The organism is Paracrocinitomix mangrovi (genome assembly GCF_019740355.2).
Lineage (GTDB): Bacteria > Bacteroidota > Bacteroidia > Flavobacteriales_D > Crocinitomicaceae > Paracrocinitomix > Paracrocinitomix mangrovi.
This window is the reverse complement of sequence record NZ_CP091819.1, coordinates 1507609-1525894: the sequence shown is the minus strand read 5'-3', so window position 1 is coordinate 1525894 and position 18286 is coordinate 1507609. Positions and strand designations below refer to the sequence as shown.

Below are 18286 nucleotides of genomic sequence, written 5' to 3'. Positions count from 1 at the left end.
TTTTTATTTTTGAACGATAAATTTTCCTTTTGCCACTTCCTTGTCTTCATCTCTTATTACGAAAATGAATGTTCCATTGACAAATTCTGAAGTATCAATTGGGATTTCACTTGAGGATGTATTTAAACTGTACACTAACTTTCCACTTAAATCATATACGTTAAAAGCAATTTCTTTTTGGAGATCATTGTTAAAGTATATTGTGGCTGTGTCAGAAATTGGATTTGGCCAAATCTTAAAGTTTTTCCCTTCTAAATCAATTACCTTGATGGATTTGATTTCTGAAGATTCTAGTCCCATCAATTCAAATCTGTAATAACTCACCTGGTTAACAATTGGGTTTTCATCAGTAAAGTTATAGGTGATAGATTCTGTAAGACTTCCACAATAACCATCAATAACACCAATTGATTCAAAATTCAGACTGTCTTTTGAACGATAAATAGTCAAGCCATTACAGGTATTCCCAGAATGTATGGTTAAACTCAAATGAACTTCACCATTTAATTGATTGATTTTAAAAGTAGATTTTAATGACTGTGAATATGAAATTCCGGTCAATAGCAAAAAAGATATGAATACGACAATTCGCATATCACAATCTAAGACGTTAAAAAAGGCAATTTATTACAATTACACTATTCTATCCAGATTGGTGATTCTGTATTTCCATGACAACTATTACAAGCGCCGGTAACTGTGGGGGTTGTCATGTGTTTTTTTATTCCGCTTGGTCCTACAATAGTAGGGTAGATTCCGTTAGTGTATTTTATCCGTTCATTGGAATAAAAATTTCCAAGTGCATCAACTTCTATGGTTCCCTTAAGTTTTCCTCCTTCTGCGGGTTCTGTATAGAGTTTTATGACACTATTTAACATTGGATTTGTAAATGATGAGTCATAAACAGATCCTGCAGTGTAAAATTTTTCTTCTCCGCTAGAGTGACATGTCATGCAATCCATACCGGTATTATGGCTTTCTGATTTAGAAAACTTGCTATATTCTTTTTCGCATGAAAAGAATAGGGTTAAAATCCCTAAAACTACTCCGTGCAAAAAAGGAAGTTTCACTTTTAGTCTTTTAAAATCTCTCTTGAGATAACAATCTTCTGGATTTCTGATGTACCCTCGTAAATCTGAGTAATCTTAGCATCTCTCATTAGTCTTTCAACATGGTATTCTCTAACATAACCATATCCACCGTGAATTTGAACGGCTTCAGTAGTTACAGATTGAGCAATTTGAGAAGCAAATAATTTTGCCATTGAAGCTTGTGCTGTAAACTCAAGACCTTGATCTTTCATGTGAGCAGCCTTCAATGTCATTAATCTTGCAGCCTCTACTTGAGTAGCCATGTCTGCTAATTTAAACGCTATAGCTTGATGCTTGTGAATTTCTTTTCCGAAAGTTTGACGCTCTTTTGAATATTGAATAGCCAATTCTAAAGCGCCAGATGCTATTCCTAAGGCTTGAGAAGCAATTCCAATTCTTCCTCCTCCTAAAACTTGCATAGCAAATTTAAATCCGAAACCTTCTTCTCCAATTCTATTTTTCTTGGGAACTTTTACATCATTAAAGATCAAAGTATGTGTGTCAGATCCTCTGATACCCATTTTATCTTCTTTCTCTCCAACAATGAATCCTTCCATTCCTTTTTCAACTATCAAACAGTTGATTCCTCTATGACCTTTTTCTTTATCTGTTTGACACATTACTAAATAGAATGAAGCTGAACTACCATTAGTGATCCAGTTTTTCGTTCCGTTTAATAAATAGTAATCTCCTTTATCTTCAGCAGTGGTTCTTTGCGAAGTAGCATCAGACCCTGCTTCTGGCTCTGATAAACAAAAAGCTCCAATTGCTTGTCCTTCTGCAACAGGTCTTAAGTAACTTTCTTTTTGTTCTTCAGTTCCAAATCTTTCTATTCCCCAATTGTACAATGAATTGTTTACTGACATACAAACTGAAGTAGAGGCATCAACTTTAGAAATTTCTTCCATAGCTAAAACGTAAGAAACAGTATCCATACCGCCTCCTCCATATTTAGGATCAACCATCATTCCGAAAAAACCTAATTGACCTAATTGCTTGATTTCTTCAGCCGGAAATTTGGCGTGAATATCTCTTTCAATTACACCAGGTTTTAATACGTTTTGCGCAAAGTCTCTTGCGGCGTCTTTTACAGCTAATTGTTCTTCAGTAAACTTAAAATCCATTTCTAATATTTTCAGGGTTTAGGTACCGTGACCAAATTTTCAGGTCGAGCAAATTTAACCATTTATTGCTATAGTTCAGCCAATAAAATTTATAAATTGCTACTTCAAATTCCAATCTTTAAAACTACTTAAATATAGATGCAAGATTCCAGCATTGCAATTGGTTTGATGTCAGGTACTTCTCTGGATGGTCTTGATGTCTGTTGCGTAGAATTTAAAAAATCTAAACAACAATATGAATTTGAAATTCTTGCAACTAAAACCTATCCTTACAATGATGTTTGGTACAAAAAATTGAAGTCGGCTTTTCAGATGAGTGAAACTGAGCTGACAATTCTAGATCAAGAGTTTGGGAAATTTTCAGGGCATTCAGTAAATGATTTTATACTTGAAAATAGATTGTCAGGAAAAGTGGATTTAATTGCTTCACATGGCCAAACAATTTTTCATGAGCCGGAGAAAGGTATCACTACTCAAATTGGAGAGGGGCAGTTAATTGCTGATATAACTGGTCTGCTAACAATAAACAATTTTAGAATTAAAGATGTGCAATTAGGTGGACAAGGAGCTCCGCTTGTTCCAATAGGAGATAGATTGCTTTTTGGGGAATATGAGTCATGTCTCAACCTGGGAGGGATTGCTAATATTTCATTTGAAAAAAATAATGAGAGAATAGCTTTTGACATATGCCCGGCAAATTTGCCACTGAATCAATTGATGGTAGAGTATTTCAATACTGCCTATGATAAAGATGGTGAAATGGCTGCTCAAGGAGTTATTATTGAAGATTTATTGAATGAACTTAATGATTTGAAGTTTTATCGTAAAGCTCCTCCTAAATCACTAGGGTATGAATGGATGAATCAGTTTTTTTATCCCATTCTTCAAAAATATGCGCAAAGTGATCCAAAAAGTTTATTGAAAACAGTCATAGAGCATGAAGCTTATCAGATTGCTGCATTACTCAATAAAGAAAATATATCAAATTGCTTGATTAGTGGAGGTGGAGCGTTAAATAAAACATTGGTTGAGGCTATTCAGTTAAAAACCACTTCAAAAATTATTATTGCTGAAAAGGAAATTTTGGACTTTAAAGAGGCTTTGATTTTTGCCTTTTTAGGTTTTTTAAATATTAATAATCAAATCAATACGCTTAGTTCGGTAACCGGAGCTGAAAAAGATTCAATAGGGGGATTTCGTTTTTATCCGTCGAATAAATCATAGTGGAATTCATAGAAGGTTTCAGAAGTTAAAATCTTTACTATTTTTGCCCAATTAATTTTGGATGCAAAATGATCAAACTTCTTGAAAAATTTGAGAACAAACGTCCCGAAATAGTTTTCGAATGGAAAGATGCGGAAACTGAGGCAGAGGGATGGGTAGTTATTAATTCATTAAGAGGAGGTGCTGCTGGTGGTGGTACCAGAATGAGAGTAGGCTTAGACAAGAGAGAGGTTGAGTCTTTAGCAAAAACCATGGAGGTAAAGTTTACTGTTGCGGGTCCTCAAATTGGTGGTGCTAAATCCGGAATTAATTTCGATCCAAGTGATCCAAGAAAAAAAGGTGTGTTACAAAGATGGTACGCCGCAGTAACTCCACTTTTAAAACATTACTACGGAACTGGTGGTGATTTAAATGTAGATGAAATTCACGAAGTAATTCCTATAACTGAAGATTGTGGTGTTTGGCATCCTCAAGAAGGAGTGTTTAATGGACATTTTCAGCCAAGAGAAGCGCAAAAAATTCACCGAATTGGTCAGTTAAGACAAGGAGTACTAAAGGTGATAGAAGATGAGAGTTTCTCACCTTCGGTTTCAAGAAAGTATGTTGTAGCTGATATGATTACAGGATACGGTGTTGCTGAGTCAGTGAAACATTATTATGATATCTGGGGAGGAAGTGTTGAAGGAAAAAGAGTGATCGTTCAAGGATGGGGAAATGTTGGTTCAGCCGGAGCTTATTACCTGGCGCAACAAGGAGCTAAAATTGTTGGAATCATTGATAGAGTTGGAGGGTTGATCAAAGAAGAAGGATTTACTTTAGAAGAGATCAGAGAATTATTCTTGAATAAAGATGGAAACGCATTAAATGCGCCTGACATGATGTCTTTTGATGAAGTAAACGCCAAAATTTGGGATATCAAAGCAGAGATTTTTATTCCTTGTGCTGCCTCAAGATTAATTACAAAAGATCAAGTAGATAGAATGATTGCAAACGGTATGGAAGTAATTTCTGCAGGGGCTAATGTTCCGTTTGCGGATAAAGAAATTTTCTTTGGACCTATTGCTGATTATACAGATGAGCACATTGCTGTAATTCCTGATTTTATTTCAAATTGCGGAATGGCTAGAGTTTTTGCTTATTTAATGAGCAACGACTTGGAAGAATTGTCAGACAAAGGAATCTTTAATGATACATCAGAAACCATTAAAAAAGCAATGGTTGATACACATCAAAAAAATAACAATAAAACTAAAATTGCTAAGACAGCTTTTGAAATAGCACTTAACAAACTGGTTTAAACTCAATAAAACTATGGGATTGGAATTTGTAATGGTTATAATTTTTGTCGTAGGATATGCGGCAATTGCCCTTGAACATAATATTAAAGTAGATAAAGCAGCTTCAGCCTTGTTGATAGGAATGATTTGCTGGGGGATGTATGCATTGTGGCCTGAACAACATTTAGGTGTTCAAGAAGGACAATCTATTGTTGATGTATCTAGAGATACAACAATCCAAGCACACAATCCAAGCTTTGCTGAGTTTGCAAATCATGAAGTAATTAAAGAAAGAGATGAGATTTTGAACCATGGTAACTATGACATGGAGATGACTACTAAAGATCCTCATCATACTTCTCATCATGTGCATGAGTATGTAGAGCATGGTTTAACGCATCACTTGTTTGAGATTGCCGGAATTCTATTCTTCTTATTGGGAGCAATGACCATTGTTGAGTTAATTGATGCTCATGAAGGGTTCTCCGTCATCACTGACAGAATTTCAACAACATCTAAGGTGAAATTACTTTGGGTGATTTGTTTATTGACATTCTTTATGTCTGCTGCATTGGATAACTTAACAACATCCATTGTAATGATTTCCGTAATTCGAAAATTAATTGACTCAAAAGAGACTCGTTGGTTGTTTGGAGGGTTCATTATTATTGCAGCAAATGCCGGAGGTGCCTGGTCACCAATTGGAGACGTAACAACAACAATGTTATGGAATAATGGTCAGTTGCCTCATACAGATGTGATTATTACTAACTTAATTATTCCATCTTTAACTGCTTTAATTGTTCCTTTGATTCTGGCTTCAATTTTTGTTAAAGGACAGGTTCAACGTCCAGACAAATCTAATCCTGTTTCTGCACACGGACATGCTGAAGTAGAAGTAACGAATTTTGAAAAAACATTTGTGTTTTTCTTAGGATTGGCCGGATTACTATTTGTGCCTGTATTCAAAACCATGACTCATTTACCTCCATTTACTGGGATGATGTTGAGTTTAGGGGTTTTATGGGCTGTAACAGAAGTGATGCACGGTCGTAAATCTTCTGAGTTAAAAAGAAATTTATCAGTAATCTCTGTTTTACAAAAGGTAGATACAGCTTCAGTATTATTTTTCTTGGGGATTTTGATGGCTGTTGCAGCTTTACAAGAAGTAGGTCACTTAAATGAAGTTGCCGGTTTCTTGAACGATAAAATGGATGGAAACATCTATACTATTAACGTGTCAATAGGATTGTTGTCTGCAATAGTTGATAACGTTCCATTGGTAGCTGCAGCTCAGGGTATGTACCCGATTGCAGATGTTGGAGATTTTGCTATTGACGGTAAATTCTGGCAATTCTTGGCGTACTGTGCTGGTACAGGAGGATCTGCATTAATTATTGGTTCTGCTGCCGGTGTAGCCGTTATGGGATTAGAGAAAATCAGCTTTGGTTGGTATCTTAAAAAGATCAGTCTTTACGCTATAATAGGATACGCTTCAGGTGCTGCTGTATACTGGTTGATGTTTCACTAGTATTTAGCGCAATACAAAAATCATAGTTAATAACTTCTTGTTGAGAGCAGTTCAAGCTTTCAATTAATGTGTAATTTTCGCTTTAATATTACCATTGCTGTGCATTTGGTGATATTTGTGAAAGAATTGTTAACGTGTGTAACAATTGAATTTAAAGGACGTTAATAAAATTAAGAAGTGAAATTACCCAGGTGGTAACATTCTAAAAAACAATAAACAACAACCAAATTATGACTTTTTTGCCCCTTTTATTGCAAACAACCGGATTAGATAGCTTAAATACTGCTCAAGAAACCGGTGGAGTTACTGAAATGACTAAGACGGTTAAGGTTTGGGATTTGATCGTAGGTGTTGATCCTATAACCGGAGAGGTGAGTATTACTAACCTTATTGTGATGATCGCCTTGTTGGCGCTTTCAATTGTTAGTGTTTACATTTTTGTTGAGCGATTTTTATCAATTAATAAATCTTTGAAAGAAGAAAAAGATTTCATGGTAAGAGTGAAAGACTACTTGTTAGATGGTAAAATTGATCAGGCTAGAGATTTATGTGCGCAAACTGATAATCCTGCTGCCAGAATGGTAGAAAAAGGAATTTCCAGAATTGGTAAACCAATGAGAGATATCGTAAGCTCCATAGAAAATGTGGGCAAACTGGAAATCTATCATTTGGAAAAAAGAATGAGTTTCTTAGCCACAGCATCTGGTGCAGCTCCAATGATTGGGTTCTTAGGAACTACATTGGGTATGATTAGAGTGTTCCAGGCAATGAAGTTTCAGCAAAATTTTGATTTATCTACTATCTCTGGAGGTATTATGGAAGCCATGGTAACTACAGTTGCCGGTTTGGTAGTTGGAATTATGGCGTACATGACGTACAATTATTTGGTGGCTAAAATCGATAAAGTAATCCATAGCATGGAAAATGCGTCTATTGAATTTTTGGATTTATTGAACGAACCAGGAAAGTAGTTGTATGGATTTAGGAAGAAGAAATAAAGTAAAAGCAGAGGGGGGAATGTCATCCATGACTGACCTTGTGTTCCTGTTGTTGATATTTTTCATCATCATGGCCACTAAGGTTCAGCCAAATGTACCGGTTGACTTACCTAAAAAAAGTGATCTGCCTCCAAGTTCTTTAAATCCTTCCGTAGTTGTAGGGGTTACTCCAAATAGCCTATACTACATAGAAGGGTCTGAAGAAGAATATACTTTTGAAGAAATTGTTCCGATTTTGGATTCCAAAATGGACGAACAAACAGATAAAACTTTAAAAGTGTCAGGTGACAGGATAGCTAATTACGAAGCAGTCTTTAATATTATCGCTCTGGCGAAACAAAGAGATTGGAAACCCGTATTAGCATATGAGCCCGGAGGTTAGTAATTGACTTTTTGCCTCAGGCTTATTAAATGGCATATATATTGAGGTAAATTACATACTAACCATAAAACACAAACAGATGAATACGATCAAACAAGCGAAGGAAGCGTTAAGAGAAGAGGATCACAGAAGAGCCTTGTATGCTGCTTTGGTCTTCATAATGTTACTAATACTATTTTTTCTATTAGTGGGATTTGAACAACCGGATCCGCCATTACAAGAAAAGAAAGTAGAAATATTAATGGAAGATATCGACCTGGATTTAGGTTCACAACCTGAAGGAGGAAGTTCAAGCAATGACATGAATCCTAATCCGGTACCTGTTCCTGAAAATGTTGAAGAGCCATCTATGGATCACGAAACTCAGGATGAATCTCCTGTTCAAGTGACAAGTAGCAATGGAAACAATAATAACTCAAATGCTACTCAAGAGCAAACACCACAAGTAGACAATACATTTACATTTAATTCTGGTAATGGAAGTAATAGTGGAAATGGAAGTGGTAATTCTTTTGGAGATGGAGATGGTGTAGGGGGTGATGGACAAGGTAATACTCCTGGAGGAGGGACAGCTAATCCTAACAGAAAAAGAATTAAGAATCCTATCTATGATACAAACGTTCAGGAAGAAGGAACCATTGCTTTGAGAATTTATGTTGATTCTAATGGAAATGTGGTAAGAACTGAATACGTTCAAAGTAAGTCAACTACAGGTTCTGAATACTTAAAGCGTTTGGCAGAAAATGCAGCCAAAACATCTAAGTATGAAAAGAAACCTGGTGCTGCTATTGAAATGGTAGGAATCATGACATTTACTTTCATTAAATCATAGTGAATTGAGTAAGTATGATCAAGCCATTGAATGGCTTTTTACACAGATTCCAAATTATCAAAAACAAGGTGGATCAGCTTATAAACCTGGTCTTGACAATATTTTAAAACTCTTGCGGTCAATGCAAAATCCGCAAGAGTTTTTTCGTTCTATCCATATTGCCGGTTCAAACGGAAAAGGTTCTGTATCTCATGTTTTAGCGGCTATCTATCAAGCTAATGGTTACAAAGTGGGAATCTTTACTTCTCCGCATATTCTTGATTTTAGAGAGCGAATAAAAATTAATGGTGTCCCTGTTTCAGAGCAATTTGTACTAGATTTTTTAGATGCTTATAAAACGGATATTCAAAAACTGGATAGCTCTTTTTTTGAAATAACCACGGCTATGGCTTTTGAGGCTTTTAAACAATATGAAGTAGATGTTGCCATAGTAGAAACCGGTTTGGGAGGAAGATTGGATGCTACAAATGTATTGGTTCCTGAATTATCTGTTATAACCAATATAAGTTTGGAGCATACTCAATTCTTAGGGGATACTTTAGAGAAAATCGCCTATGAAAAAGCCGGCATAATAAAAGAAAATAGACCGGTAGTAATTGGTGAAAAGCAGCTTGAAACTACCTTAGTTTTTGAAGAAATAGCAAAACAACGAAAATCTACTTTGTTTTACGCTTCAGATGTTCTGCTGAAAAGTGACTTGATTGCTTCCTATCAAAAAAAGAATCTTGCAACTGCATGGAAAGCTGTTGAAGTTTTGAATGATGTATTTCCGGTGGATGACGAAATTTCCAAAAATTCGTTATTAAATGTTAGTGAGTTAACAGCTTTTACTGGGAGGTTTCAATTGATTAGTTCAAATCCTCGAATCATAATAGATGCCGCGCATAATGCAGATGGCATTAAAAATTTAATTGGAGAATTGGAAAATCTGAATTTCGAAAAATTGATAATTGTTTATGGTACTTCTTCGGATAAAGATTTATCAGCAATATTTCCTCTGCTTCCCAAAAACGCTACTTATTTTTTTACCGAGTTTAATTCACTTAGATCAGCAAAAATTGAAAAATTAGAACAAGAAGCTTTAAAGTTTGGATTGAAACATACTTGTTTTAAAAAAGTAAAATTGGCTATGTCAACCGCAAAAAGGGATGCCGATTCTAAAGATGTAATCCTGATTTTTGGTAGCTTCTTCTTATTGGCTGATGTGCTTGAAAATCAAAACTAAAGCATCTTTTTTAATCTACCCAACGTATAGTGTATGGTGTTCGTTTTGAAATACATACCTAAAATGATTAAATTCGCACTATTCAGGTGAAAAAGCTATTGTTCATATTGCCTTTTATTGCATTGCTTTTTAATGAAGTTTATGCGCAATGTCCATCATACATGGATGATAGTTATTGGAACCATACTAACGGGACCTCTGATTCAGATCACCAACAATCATTCAGTTGTGGTACAAGTGGAATTTTAACCAATTTAAATATCAAGGGAAATGGTGGTTTTTCAGGAACATACACCTTAAGTATTTATCAAGGCGTTGGAGTAGGAGGTGCACTTTTGTACTCTGCAAATCATGATGTGAGCGGAACAGGTACTGCACCAACTTATGAATTTATCTTAAACTGTGGGCAAGAACCAAATCTAACTGCTGGTTTTCAATATACTTTCAGAATTCAAGGCTCAATGCCAATTTTATACGATTTTAACAGCATTTATCCAGGAGGATCATATACCAACAGCGGTGGTTCAGTAAATGGAGGAAATGCAGATATGAACTATGAGATTTGGATTTCATCTGCTACAACCCCTACAGCAACCATTTCTGTTGTTAGTCCCATTTCTTGTGCTGGAGGATCTGATGGATCTTTGACTGCTACGGTTGGGAGTGCAACTCCTCCATATACATTTCAATGGATGCCTTCAGGAACAACACAAACAATTTCAGGTTTAAGTGCAGGAACTTATTATGTTCAGATGTATGATGCTAATAACTGTTTTACCTGCCCTGATACATTTATCTTGGCTGATCCACCGGCAATTACAGTAGAAGCAACTCCGGATGTTACAATATGTGAGGGAGCTAGTCACACAATTAATGCTACAGTTTCTAATGCCTCTACTTATTTGTGGACGCCTTCAACAGGATTGTCTTCTTCAACAGCTTTGAATATTACTGCCTCTCCAACTGTGACAACTGAGTATTTTTTAACTGCAACAAGTGGAGTTTGTTCGGCATCTGATTCAATTACAATTACTGTGGATCCGGCACCAATTGTTAGTGCAGGAGCAGACCAGTCTTTGTGTGATGGAGATCAGGTTACATTAACGGGAACCGGTAATGCGGTTTCTTATACGTGGGATTCCGGTTTTGGAGATGGAGTTCCATTTACTTCTTTACCCGGTGTTTATACTTATACGGTTACAGGAACCAGTGGTACTGGATGTACAGCTACAGATAATGTTGTAGTTACATGGTATAATTTACCAACCATTTATGCCGGAGCAGATGATACTATCTGTGACGGAAATTCATATACTTTAAATGGAACAGGCGGAGTATCTTACGTTTGGACAGGTGGAGTAACAGATGGTACGCCTTTTACACCTACTTTAGGTTCAAATAGTTATACAGTTACCGGAACTGATGCAAATGGATGTGTAAATACGGATGATATTAATATTGAAGTCTTACCTGTTGTAACGGTTGATGGCGGTGCTGATCAAGCAGTATGTGATGGTCAAATGGTAACACTAACAGCTTCAGGTTCTGCATCAGCTTATACATGGAATTTAGGTGTAATAGATGGAGTAGCCTTTACTCCACCTTTAGGAACAAATTATTATGTAGTTACTGGTGCAGGTGCGGGATTTTGTCCTGCCAATGATACAGTAATTGTTTTGGTAGATTCTATTCCAAATACCAGTGCAGGGGTTGATCAATCTGTTTGCGAAGGAGTTGCAGTAACTCTAAATGGTGCAGGTGCCAACACTTATACTTGGGATACAGGTATAACAGATGGTGTGCCTTTTGTGCCACCTGTCGGAACAAACGTATACACTGTAACAGGAACAAGTTTAGCAGGTTGTACTAGCACTGATCAAATGATCGTTACAGTTTCACCTGCGCCACCATTAACTGCATCCCCAGATCAAACTTTTTGTAATGGAGATGCAGTAACATTAACAGCTTCTGGCTGTTCAGCTTATAACTGGGATGCAGGTGGATCATTTACTAATTCTTATACAATCACGCCTGCAGCAGATGTTGTTGTGGAAGTAATAGGTTTTTCTAGTGTCGGATGCAAGGATACACTATATATAAATCTAACCTTGGATGATGGTTCTTCGGTTGATGCAGGAAGTGATGCAACGCAATGTCAAGGGTTTTCAGTAACACTAAATGCAACCGGCGGAGTTGATTATGTTTGGAATGGTCCAGGAATTACAAATCAAAATTCAGCTGATATTACTTTTCCTGTTGATACTACAGCTTATTACTTTGTAGACATTACTACTTCTGGTGGTTGCCAGTTTACAGATTCTGTTTTAGTTTCGGTAAGTAATGATCCAAATTGTACAATTGAAGCGATCAACACTTTTACTCCTAATAATGATGGTTTAAATGAGTTCTGGAAAATTATAGGAATTGAGTCTTTCCCTGATAATCAAGTGGTGATTTATAATCGTTGGGGCGATATTGTATTTGATGAATTAGGCTATGACAACGATTTGGTTCGTTGGCAAGGCACATTATTGAATGGTTCAGAAGCGCCTTCAGGAACATATTTTTATACAATAACATTTACTGATGGACCAACTGAAACAGGTTGGCTTCAACTAATGAAATGATGAAACTCAAGAACATAACGTTGTTAGGGATGTTGATGCTTTCAACTCACTTGAGTTTTGGACAGCAAGATGCTTTGTTCAGTCAGTATATGTTTAATCCATTTGCTGTTAATCCGGCGTATGCTGGTTCTAGAAGATCGATATCCTCTGTGTTGGTTCATAGATCACAATGGCTCGGAATGCAAGGAGCACCTAATACACAAACCTTATCTGTTCATTCAAAAGCAGGTGCAACAAAACTAGCTTGGGGAGTGAATATGGCTCATGATGTGATTGGGCCAAGTAGGAATTTTTGGGGAGCATTAACGGCAGGTTATCACCTTCAATTATCTACAGGACAGCTTTCTTTTGCCTTGAGAGGAGGTGTTTTTAATTCAACTTTAGACAGAAGCAAATTGGATTTTGACAACCAGGCTGATATTTATAATGTAAGCGGAAAAGAAAGTGCTTTGGTTCCATCTTTTGATTTTGGAGCCTATTATTATACCAATAGGTTTTATGCGGGTTTGTCTGTAAATCATCTAACCAAACATACTTTTAATTATGACGGATATCCAACTAATACAGAACTTTATCTGGATAGACATTACATGTTAATGGGTGGAGGTGTGTTCGAAATTAAAAGCGGGTTTGTGCTTAAGCCTTCTGTAATGTTAAGATATGCCGAAGGTGCTCCTTTTTCATTTGATGCCAATATTTCAGCCTTGATCAAAAAGATTTGGTGGATAGGAGCATCCTTAAGAAAATTAAACAGTATTGTATTGGTGACAGAGTTTAACGTTACAGATTATTTGAGGTTAGGTTATTCATTTGACCTTTCATTAACTGAATTAAGAAAGTATAACGCAGGTTCACATGAATTCTTTATAGGATTTGATTTTGCACCTAAAAAAGACAATAACTTATCTCCAAGATATCTATAAGATGACATCTTTTCCCCCCCTACATAAAGCTGGATTCAAAAAGATGATTGCTCTTTTTCTTTTGTTTGCTTTCAATCAATCTTTCGCCCAAACATATAAAGTAGAAGAGGTGTCTTACAGCTTTGAAATTTTTGAAGTAAAAGGCCTGAACTCTAAGTTTGCAGACTTTTGTCCTGTTATTTATAATGATCAATTGGTATTTACTTCAGGACGTGAATCAGACTTGGTATTATTAGGTGAAAATAACTGGAAATCTACCGGTTATTTGAATTTATTCAAGGCGGATATCAAACATGGATTTGGTGATACAGCGGTTTATAAAGATGTAAAATTGTTTTCTTCAGATTTGTCCAATAACAATCACACAGGTCCTTTGTGTTTTACGATAACTGGTGATACAGTGTTCTTTACCCAAACAATTGCTTTTATTAAGAAGAAAAAGGAGATTCGAAAGCCCCAACTGCACATGGCAGTGATGAAGGATGGTAAATGGACTGATCAAAAATTGCTTCCTTTCTGTGATCCTAATTTTTCATTTGGCCACCCATCTTGGGATCCAACAACTAATACCCTTTATTATGCTTCAGACGTGTCTGGTGGAAAAGGAGGGAAAGATATTTATAAGGTTAAATTAATAAATGGATCATGGGGAACTCCGGAAAATATTGAGGTAGTAAATACTGAATCAAATGAAATGTTTCCGTTCATTAGTCATCATGATCTTTTCTTTTCATCAGATAGAGAAGGAGGAAAAGGAGGGCTGGATTTGTACTGGAAGATTTTAAATTATAATAAGGAAGTTGAGAATTTAGAAGCACTTAATACTTCAGGTGATGATTTAGGGCTTTTTGTTTCTCCAGATCAAACACAAGGAATGTACAGTGTTGCTGCTACAGCCGGAAATGATGATATCAAATACCTTAAAGTTGAACGAATAGTTACTGTTTCTAATGAATTTGCAGGTAAGTTCAGATACAGAAAATTAAATCTTGATGCCAACGATTTAAAGGTGCAATTATACAAAGATGATGACTTAATTATTGAACAATTAACAGATGATAAAGGAGAATTTAAATTTAGAAATTTACCTTATGAGCATTATACGGTCAAAATCCTATCAGAAGAAGATTTAGAACTAATAGTTTATGATAAAGATGGTAACCCTGTAGCCGAGTTGATAAGAGATAGAGAAGGATCTTTCCAATACAAAAAAATAGATATGGAAAAAGCAGGAACCTTAAGTCTTATCCCTGAGGACATGTCAGATTTTGAATTAAACCGAGGGAACGTTTCAGGACAGTTTGTTTATGAAAACATTCCGGGTGAATATCCCGATAGTATGCAAGTGATGTTAATGACAGAAGATGGCGATTTAGCATTTGAACAGTATACAGATAAGAGAGGGAATTTTGAATTCAGAAATTTGTCTTTGGATTCCAATTACGTACTTACCGTACGAGATCAGAATGAAGATTTAATATTGTTGATTTTTGATAAAGAAGGAAATGTTGTTGCTCAACTCAAGAACAATGAAAATGGTCAGTTTGTATATAAAAAGATTCGCCCTGAATATCAAAATAACTTGGAATTATTAGCAGAAAATGAAGATGTATTTGATTTAAAAACAATGACTGTAACGGGTAATTTTCAGTACAAAAAATTGGAAGGAGAGTTTGGTGAAGGGTTAAAGGTTTATATCTATTCAGAAGATGGGATTTTGTTAGATAGTACTTATACAAACGCTAAAGGTCAGTTTATATTCACTCAATTAGATCCTGATCAATCTTATTTGTATAAAATAGATGAAAGCGACAACAGATTTGATTTGGATGAGTTTAACCTTTTGGTAGAAGACAGGTATGGAAATGTATTGGCAAGTATGTATAGGGGAAAAGGAGGATTTTTTGAATATAGACAGCTTGATAATGTAGCAGGAAATAACCTGAATCAATTGGAAGAAAATGATGGCAATTTTGAATTAGATCCGGTAGAAAACCATGTCAATAATAATCACAATAATGTTTCTGTTGTTTCAATAACAGGAGATGCTACAATTTTCTTTGATTTAAACTCATCTTATCCTAAATCTGAAGATTATCGTTCATTAGATGGAATTATTGCCAACCTGAAATCCAATTCAGGAAAATCAGTAAAAATATATGCCTATGCAGATGCGCGTTCAACAGAAATCTACAATCAATGGTTGTCTGAACGTAGAGGAAATAGAATAAAAGAATACCTCATTAAAAACGGGATATCAGCAGACCGCATAGCTGTCACATCTTACGGAGAAAGTAAGCTATTTAATGCTTGTGGTGAAAACTGCTCTGAAGAGGATCACGCTCAAAACAGAAGAGTAATAATTGATGTTGAATAATATCAATTAATAATCATGTAAAATCAGCAATGGCAGATTAGCCAATTTTGACATTTTTTGTGTTACAGATTGTTGTGTTAACCTTTGAAACAAGTTTTGTTTTCTGGCCAATAACACCAATAAGCTATTTCCGTGCGATTCCACAAACTTATTGATGCCGTTTAAAACATCTGCATCTTCAAGCTTGTGCATTTCATGTTTGGTAGATCCAAAAATATGTGAAAGCTGTGTGTCAGCTTTTTCTTCTTCTGCACTTGCTGCTGTTTCGGGTTTCTTGATATTAATCACCATAACAGGAACCTGATGCTGGTTTGCAATTCTTACCAAAGGTTCTAAATGATCAGGCTTTTTGATTGTCTGTAAATCACTGGCAAAAATAAGTCCACCTTCACCCGGAAACCATGGTCTGTTTTCAGGTACGGCCAAAACTGGACATTCAATCTTACCAATCATTTCATATGTCTTTGCGCGCAACATTCCAGCATCAAAATCATATTTACTCTTGTTTCCAATCACAACATATTGTGCTGCAATTTCTTTTACAAGGCTGTTGATTGCCGGTACCAATTGTCCGTAAACTGATTTTGATTTAACAACAATATTCTGATTTGGAAATTGATTCTTTAAAAATTCAACTTCTTCTTTCAGTCTTTTATTTTCTCTTCTATCACTGATTTGCTCAACAGATAATAATCCGTCATTTCTGGTAGGCATATCAATGAAAGTATTCATGATATAATATTGTGTGTTTTCCACTCCGAATAGATTAGCTGCATAAACCATAGCGTTTCTTGCACTTTCGGTGAAATTTGTAGTAATAATAACTTTGATCATATCAATAGGTTGATTGGTTTGAAAATAGCAACAATTTGTTAAACTTCAACCAAAGAAGAAAAATAAAAAATGAAATTGATAATTGGTTCTTAAGTCCACCTTAGGAGCATGAAATATTAAATAGAAGTTGGTTTTTTAAAACTCAACATCCAATACTAGGTTAAAATGATGAAGATTGGTACGGTAATATTGATGATCATATCCCATTGATAAAGGTAAATCTGAATACCTGTTTACATAAAGAAAGTTTAGGTGTACACCTTTAAATTTACCGGTAAAATTATATTTTGCCATTAGATTAAACTGTGCAAAATCTGGCATTTCATATTTGTTCACGTGATAATCTTCATGATGGGCATTATTAGCAATTTGAACCTGACCAACTAATGTCAAAGATTTTGGATGTTTTTTAATTGGTTGATAAGTCACTTCCAACAAACTTACATTTGCTTCACCATGTCCATCAAATCTGGATCTGGAAATAGACGTATAAAAATCGTCTCTTGATAACTCGCGAGGGTAAGAGAATCTTCCAGATCCTAATGAAGTTAAGTGAGCCAGTTTAATTCTAAAACGATCATTAATGTTGTAATATATCTGAGCGGCAAGTGTGTTTGACTTATGTTCAGGGTCAAAATATCTTTCAAAATCTGCCAAAGTGTTTTGATGGGGATCACTTACCTGAAATACATATTGTAAACCGGCTCCAAACTTTTTAAATCGCACATCAGCTTGCAGCCAGGTTGTGTTATAAACTTTATGTAAATAGTAGTTCCATGCCTGTAGCTTTAACTTCTCATGAATTGTGGTGCAAAATCCATTTACCAAAAGTCCTTTGGTTCCTGACTTTTCATGATATTCGTAGTGAACAGTATCATTGAGCTGACCATTATAACTTAAACCAATTGCTTCATTAAGTGAATACCATTCCGTCATTCCTCTGGGTGATACTCCGGTAATAAATCCATTGTAAAGGTGAAATGTTTTCTTTGGTTCAAAATGTGCATCATGAACATTCTTATTTCTTTTATTGAGGTGAATGGCTGACCAAAATCCTTTATAAACATATGGTTTCATTCTGGTATCCCTTCTTTTCAAAAGAGGACCCTGATCAATATCTATTTTACCTAGTTTTAATCCTAGATGCTTGTTGTCATAAGCAATATAAAGTTCTTCTAATCTATCAAGGTCATTTTTTTTAGAGGGTCTGGTAACATCAAATAATTCTTGCTCCCAGCCTGCTACTTGAATAGTAGAATCTGAACCATCCAAAACTGATGAAAATAGATTGTAAGTAAATATTCCTTTTACACCAAAGTGAATTCCTTTCCATGAGGCGGTTGAATAACCAATTGACCCACCAATAGCATTTGCGTAATGATCAGATAAACTTCCTTTGTTGATAGTAGACATAAAGTAGTTTCTGATGTGCCCGTTGACATGTCCATGCAGGAAATATTCTTTTACATTGGTAACAGTAGTGTCCACAACTTTACGTTCCGGATCATGTTCGGCTTTACATTCCTGCCCTAAGACACCAAATGGAAGTACAAAGATGAGTGTTATAAGTACCTTGTTCATCAAGGATTAAATTGGTCAACCCGAAAGGTAAAACATTATAGTTTCAAGGTTTGTGATACATGTCACAAAGAGTGGGCAAGGAGTTGAATGTCAGATAAAATGTAGGATAAAAAAATTGGCAGTATTTATGAAAGCAAAAAAGCCAGATACAAATGTATCCGGCTTTTCATTCGTGGGCGATACTGGATTCGAACCAGTGACCCCCTGCTTGTAAGGCAGGTGCTCTGAACCAGCTGAGCTAATCGCCCTCATTTCAAATG

At 35.6% G+C, this 18286-nt stretch carries 15 protein-coding genes and 1 tRNA gene; 10 read left to right on the top strand and 6 right to left on the bottom strand.

Features of this window, described 5'->3' with window-relative positions:
• Nucleotides 1-3 precede the first annotated feature (3 nt).
• From K6119_RS06790 to K6119_RS06780, 3 genes are read right to left on the bottom strand one after another with little or no spacing between them, the layout of a single operon-like run.
• Entirely contained in the window at nt 4-594 is a 591-nt protein-coding gene (locus K6119_RS06790; RefSeq protein WP_221837162.1) for a T9SS type A sorting domain-containing protein, read from the bottom strand.
• Nucleotides 595-638: 44 nt separating this feature from the next.
• Complete coding sequence (locus tag K6119_RS06785; RefSeq protein ID WP_221837160.1) at nt 639-1070, bottom strand: hypothetical protein; 432 nt, start codon at nt 1068-1070, stop codon at nt 639-641.
• A gap of 2 nt (nt 1071-1072) precedes the next feature.
• Nucleotides 1073-2215, bottom strand: coding sequence for an acyl-CoA dehydrogenase (locus tag K6119_RS06780; protein WP_221837158.1), 1143 nt, complete (start codon nt 2213-2215; stop codon nt 1073-1075).
• A 138-nt stretch (nt 2216-2353) separates the two neighbouring features.
• Between K6119_RS06780 and K6119_RS06775 the strand changes: the two genes are divergently transcribed.
• From K6119_RS06775 to K6119_RS06730, 10 genes are all read left to right on the top strand, one after another.
• Nucleotides 2354-3439 carry an anhydro-N-acetylmuramic acid kinase gene (locus K6119_RS06775; protein ID WP_221837156.1) on the top strand — a complete coding sequence of 362 codons (1086 nt, stop codon included), beginning with the start codon at nt 2354-2356 and terminating at the stop codon, nt 3437-3439.
• Between the two features lie 68 nt (nt 3440-3507).
• A complete protein-coding gene (locus K6119_RS06770; protein WP_221837154.1) occupies nt 3508-4737 on the top strand; it encodes a Glu/Leu/Phe/Val dehydrogenase dimerization domain-containing protein in 1230 nt (409 codons plus the stop codon).
• Between the two features lie 13 nt (nt 4738-4750).
• Nucleotides 4751-6247, top strand: coding sequence for a sodium:proton antiporter NhaD (nhaD, locus tag K6119_RS06765; protein WP_237828117.1), 1497 nt, complete (start codon nt 4751-4753; stop codon nt 6245-6247).
• 230 nt (nt 6248-6477) lie between these two features.
• On the top strand, nt 6478-7218 hold the full coding sequence (locus K6119_RS06760; RefSeq protein ID WP_221837152.1) for a MotA/TolQ/ExbB proton channel family protein: 741 nt from the start codon (nt 6478-6480) through the stop codon (nt 7216-7218).
• 4 nt (nt 7219-7222) lie between these two features.
• Nucleotides 7223-7627, top strand: coding sequence for an ExbD/TolR family protein (locus K6119_RS06755; protein WP_221837150.1), 405 nt, complete (start codon nt 7223-7225; stop codon nt 7625-7627).
• Between the two features lie 79 nt (nt 7628-7706).
• The gene (locus tag K6119_RS06750) at nt 7707-8459 is read left to right on the top strand and encodes an energy transducer TonB (protein WP_221837148.1); all 753 of its coding nucleotides are present in this window, start codon (nt 7707-7709) and stop codon (nt 8457-8459) included.
• Between the two features lie 4 nt (nt 8460-8463).
• Nucleotides 8464-9684, top strand: coding sequence for a bifunctional folylpolyglutamate synthase/dihydrofolate synthase (locus K6119_RS06745; RefSeq protein ID WP_221837146.1), 1221 nt, complete (start codon nt 8464-8466; stop codon nt 9682-9684).
• An 86-nt stretch (nt 9685-9770) separates the two neighbouring features.
• On the top strand, nt 9771-12311 hold the full coding sequence (locus tag K6119_RS06740) for a T9SS type B sorting domain-containing protein (protein WP_221837143.1): 2541 nt from the start codon (nt 9771-9773) through the stop codon (nt 12309-12311).
• The gene (locus K6119_RS06735) at nt 12308-13234 is read left to right on the top strand and encodes a PorP/SprF family type IX secretion system membrane protein (RefSeq protein ID WP_221837140.1); all 927 of its coding nucleotides are present in this window, start codon (nt 12308-12310) and stop codon (nt 13232-13234) included. Before K6119_RS06740 ends, K6119_RS06735 begins: the two co-directional genes overlap by 4 nt.
• A gap of 43 nt (nt 13235-13277) precedes the next feature.
• Nucleotides 13278-15611 (top strand): OmpA family protein, encoded by a 2334-nt coding sequence (locus tag K6119_RS06730; protein ID WP_221837137.1) that lies wholly within the window; start codon nt 13278-13280, stop codon nt 15609-15611.
• A gap of 6 nt (nt 15612-15617) precedes the next feature.
• Here K6119_RS06730 and K6119_RS06725 read toward each other — a convergent pair whose 3' ends face one another.
• The 3 genes from K6119_RS06725 to K6119_RS06715 all read right to left on the bottom strand — a co-directional run bounded on the left by K6119_RS06725 (nt 15618) and on the right by K6119_RS06715 (nt 18274).
• Complete coding sequence (locus K6119_RS06725) at nt 15618-16445, bottom strand: universal stress protein (RefSeq protein WP_221837134.1); 828 nt, start codon at nt 16443-16445, stop codon at nt 15618-15620.
• 135 nt (nt 16446-16580) lie between these two features.
• A complete protein-coding gene (locus K6119_RS06720; RefSeq protein ID WP_221837132.1) occupies nt 16581-18026 on the bottom strand; it encodes a hypothetical protein in 1446 nt (481 codons plus the stop codon).
• Between the two features lie 173 nt (nt 18027-18199).
• Nucleotides 18200-18274: transfer RNA gene (locus K6119_RS06715), tRNA-Val, on the bottom strand.
• Nucleotides 18275-18286: the final 12 nt, after the last annotated feature.

Coding starts and splice junctions, on each gene's coding strand:
- K6119_RS06760 (WP_221837152.1), top strand. CDS start 6,478: ATGACTTTTTTGCCCCTTTTATTGCAAACAACCGGATTAGATAGCTTA.
- K6119_RS06770 (WP_221837154.1), top strand. CDS start 3,508: ATGATCAAACTTCTTGAAAAATTTGAGAACAAACGTCCCGAAATAGTT.
- K6119_RS06725 (WP_221837134.1), bottom strand. CDS start 16,445: ATGATCAAAGTTATTATTACTACAAATTTCACCGAAAGTGCAAGAAAC.
- K6119_RS06790 (WP_221837162.1), bottom strand. CDS start 594: ATGCGAATTGTCGTATTCATATCTTTTTTGCTATTGACCGGAATTTCA.
- K6119_RS06730 (WP_221837137.1), top strand. CDS start 13,278: ATGATTGCTCTTTTTCTTTTGTTTGCTTTCAATCAATCTTTCGCCCAA.
- K6119_RS06775 (WP_221837156.1), top strand. CDS start 2,354: ATGCAAGATTCCAGCATTGCAATTGGTTTGATGTCAGGTACTTCTCTG.
- K6119_RS06750 (WP_221837148.1), top strand. CDS start 7,707: ATGAATACGATCAAACAAGCGAAGGAAGCGTTAAGAGAAGAGGATCAC.
- K6119_RS06735 (WP_221837140.1), top strand. CDS start 12,308: ATGATGAAACTCAAGAACATAACGTTGTTAGGGATGTTGATGCTTTCA.
- K6119_RS06755 (WP_221837150.1), top strand. CDS start 7,223: ATGGATTTAGGAAGAAGAAATAAAGTAAAAGCAGAGGGGGGAATGTCA.
- K6119_RS06720 (WP_221837132.1), bottom strand. CDS start 18,026: ATGAACAAGGTACTTATAACACTCATCTTTGTACTTCCATTTGGTGTC.
- K6119_RS06780 (WP_221837158.1), bottom strand. CDS start 2,215: ATGGATTTTAAGTTTACTGAAGAACAATTAGCTGTAAAAGACGCCGCA.
- nhaD (WP_237828117.1), top strand. CDS start 4,751: ATGGGATTGGAATTTGTAATGGTTATAATTTTTGTCGTAGGATATGCG.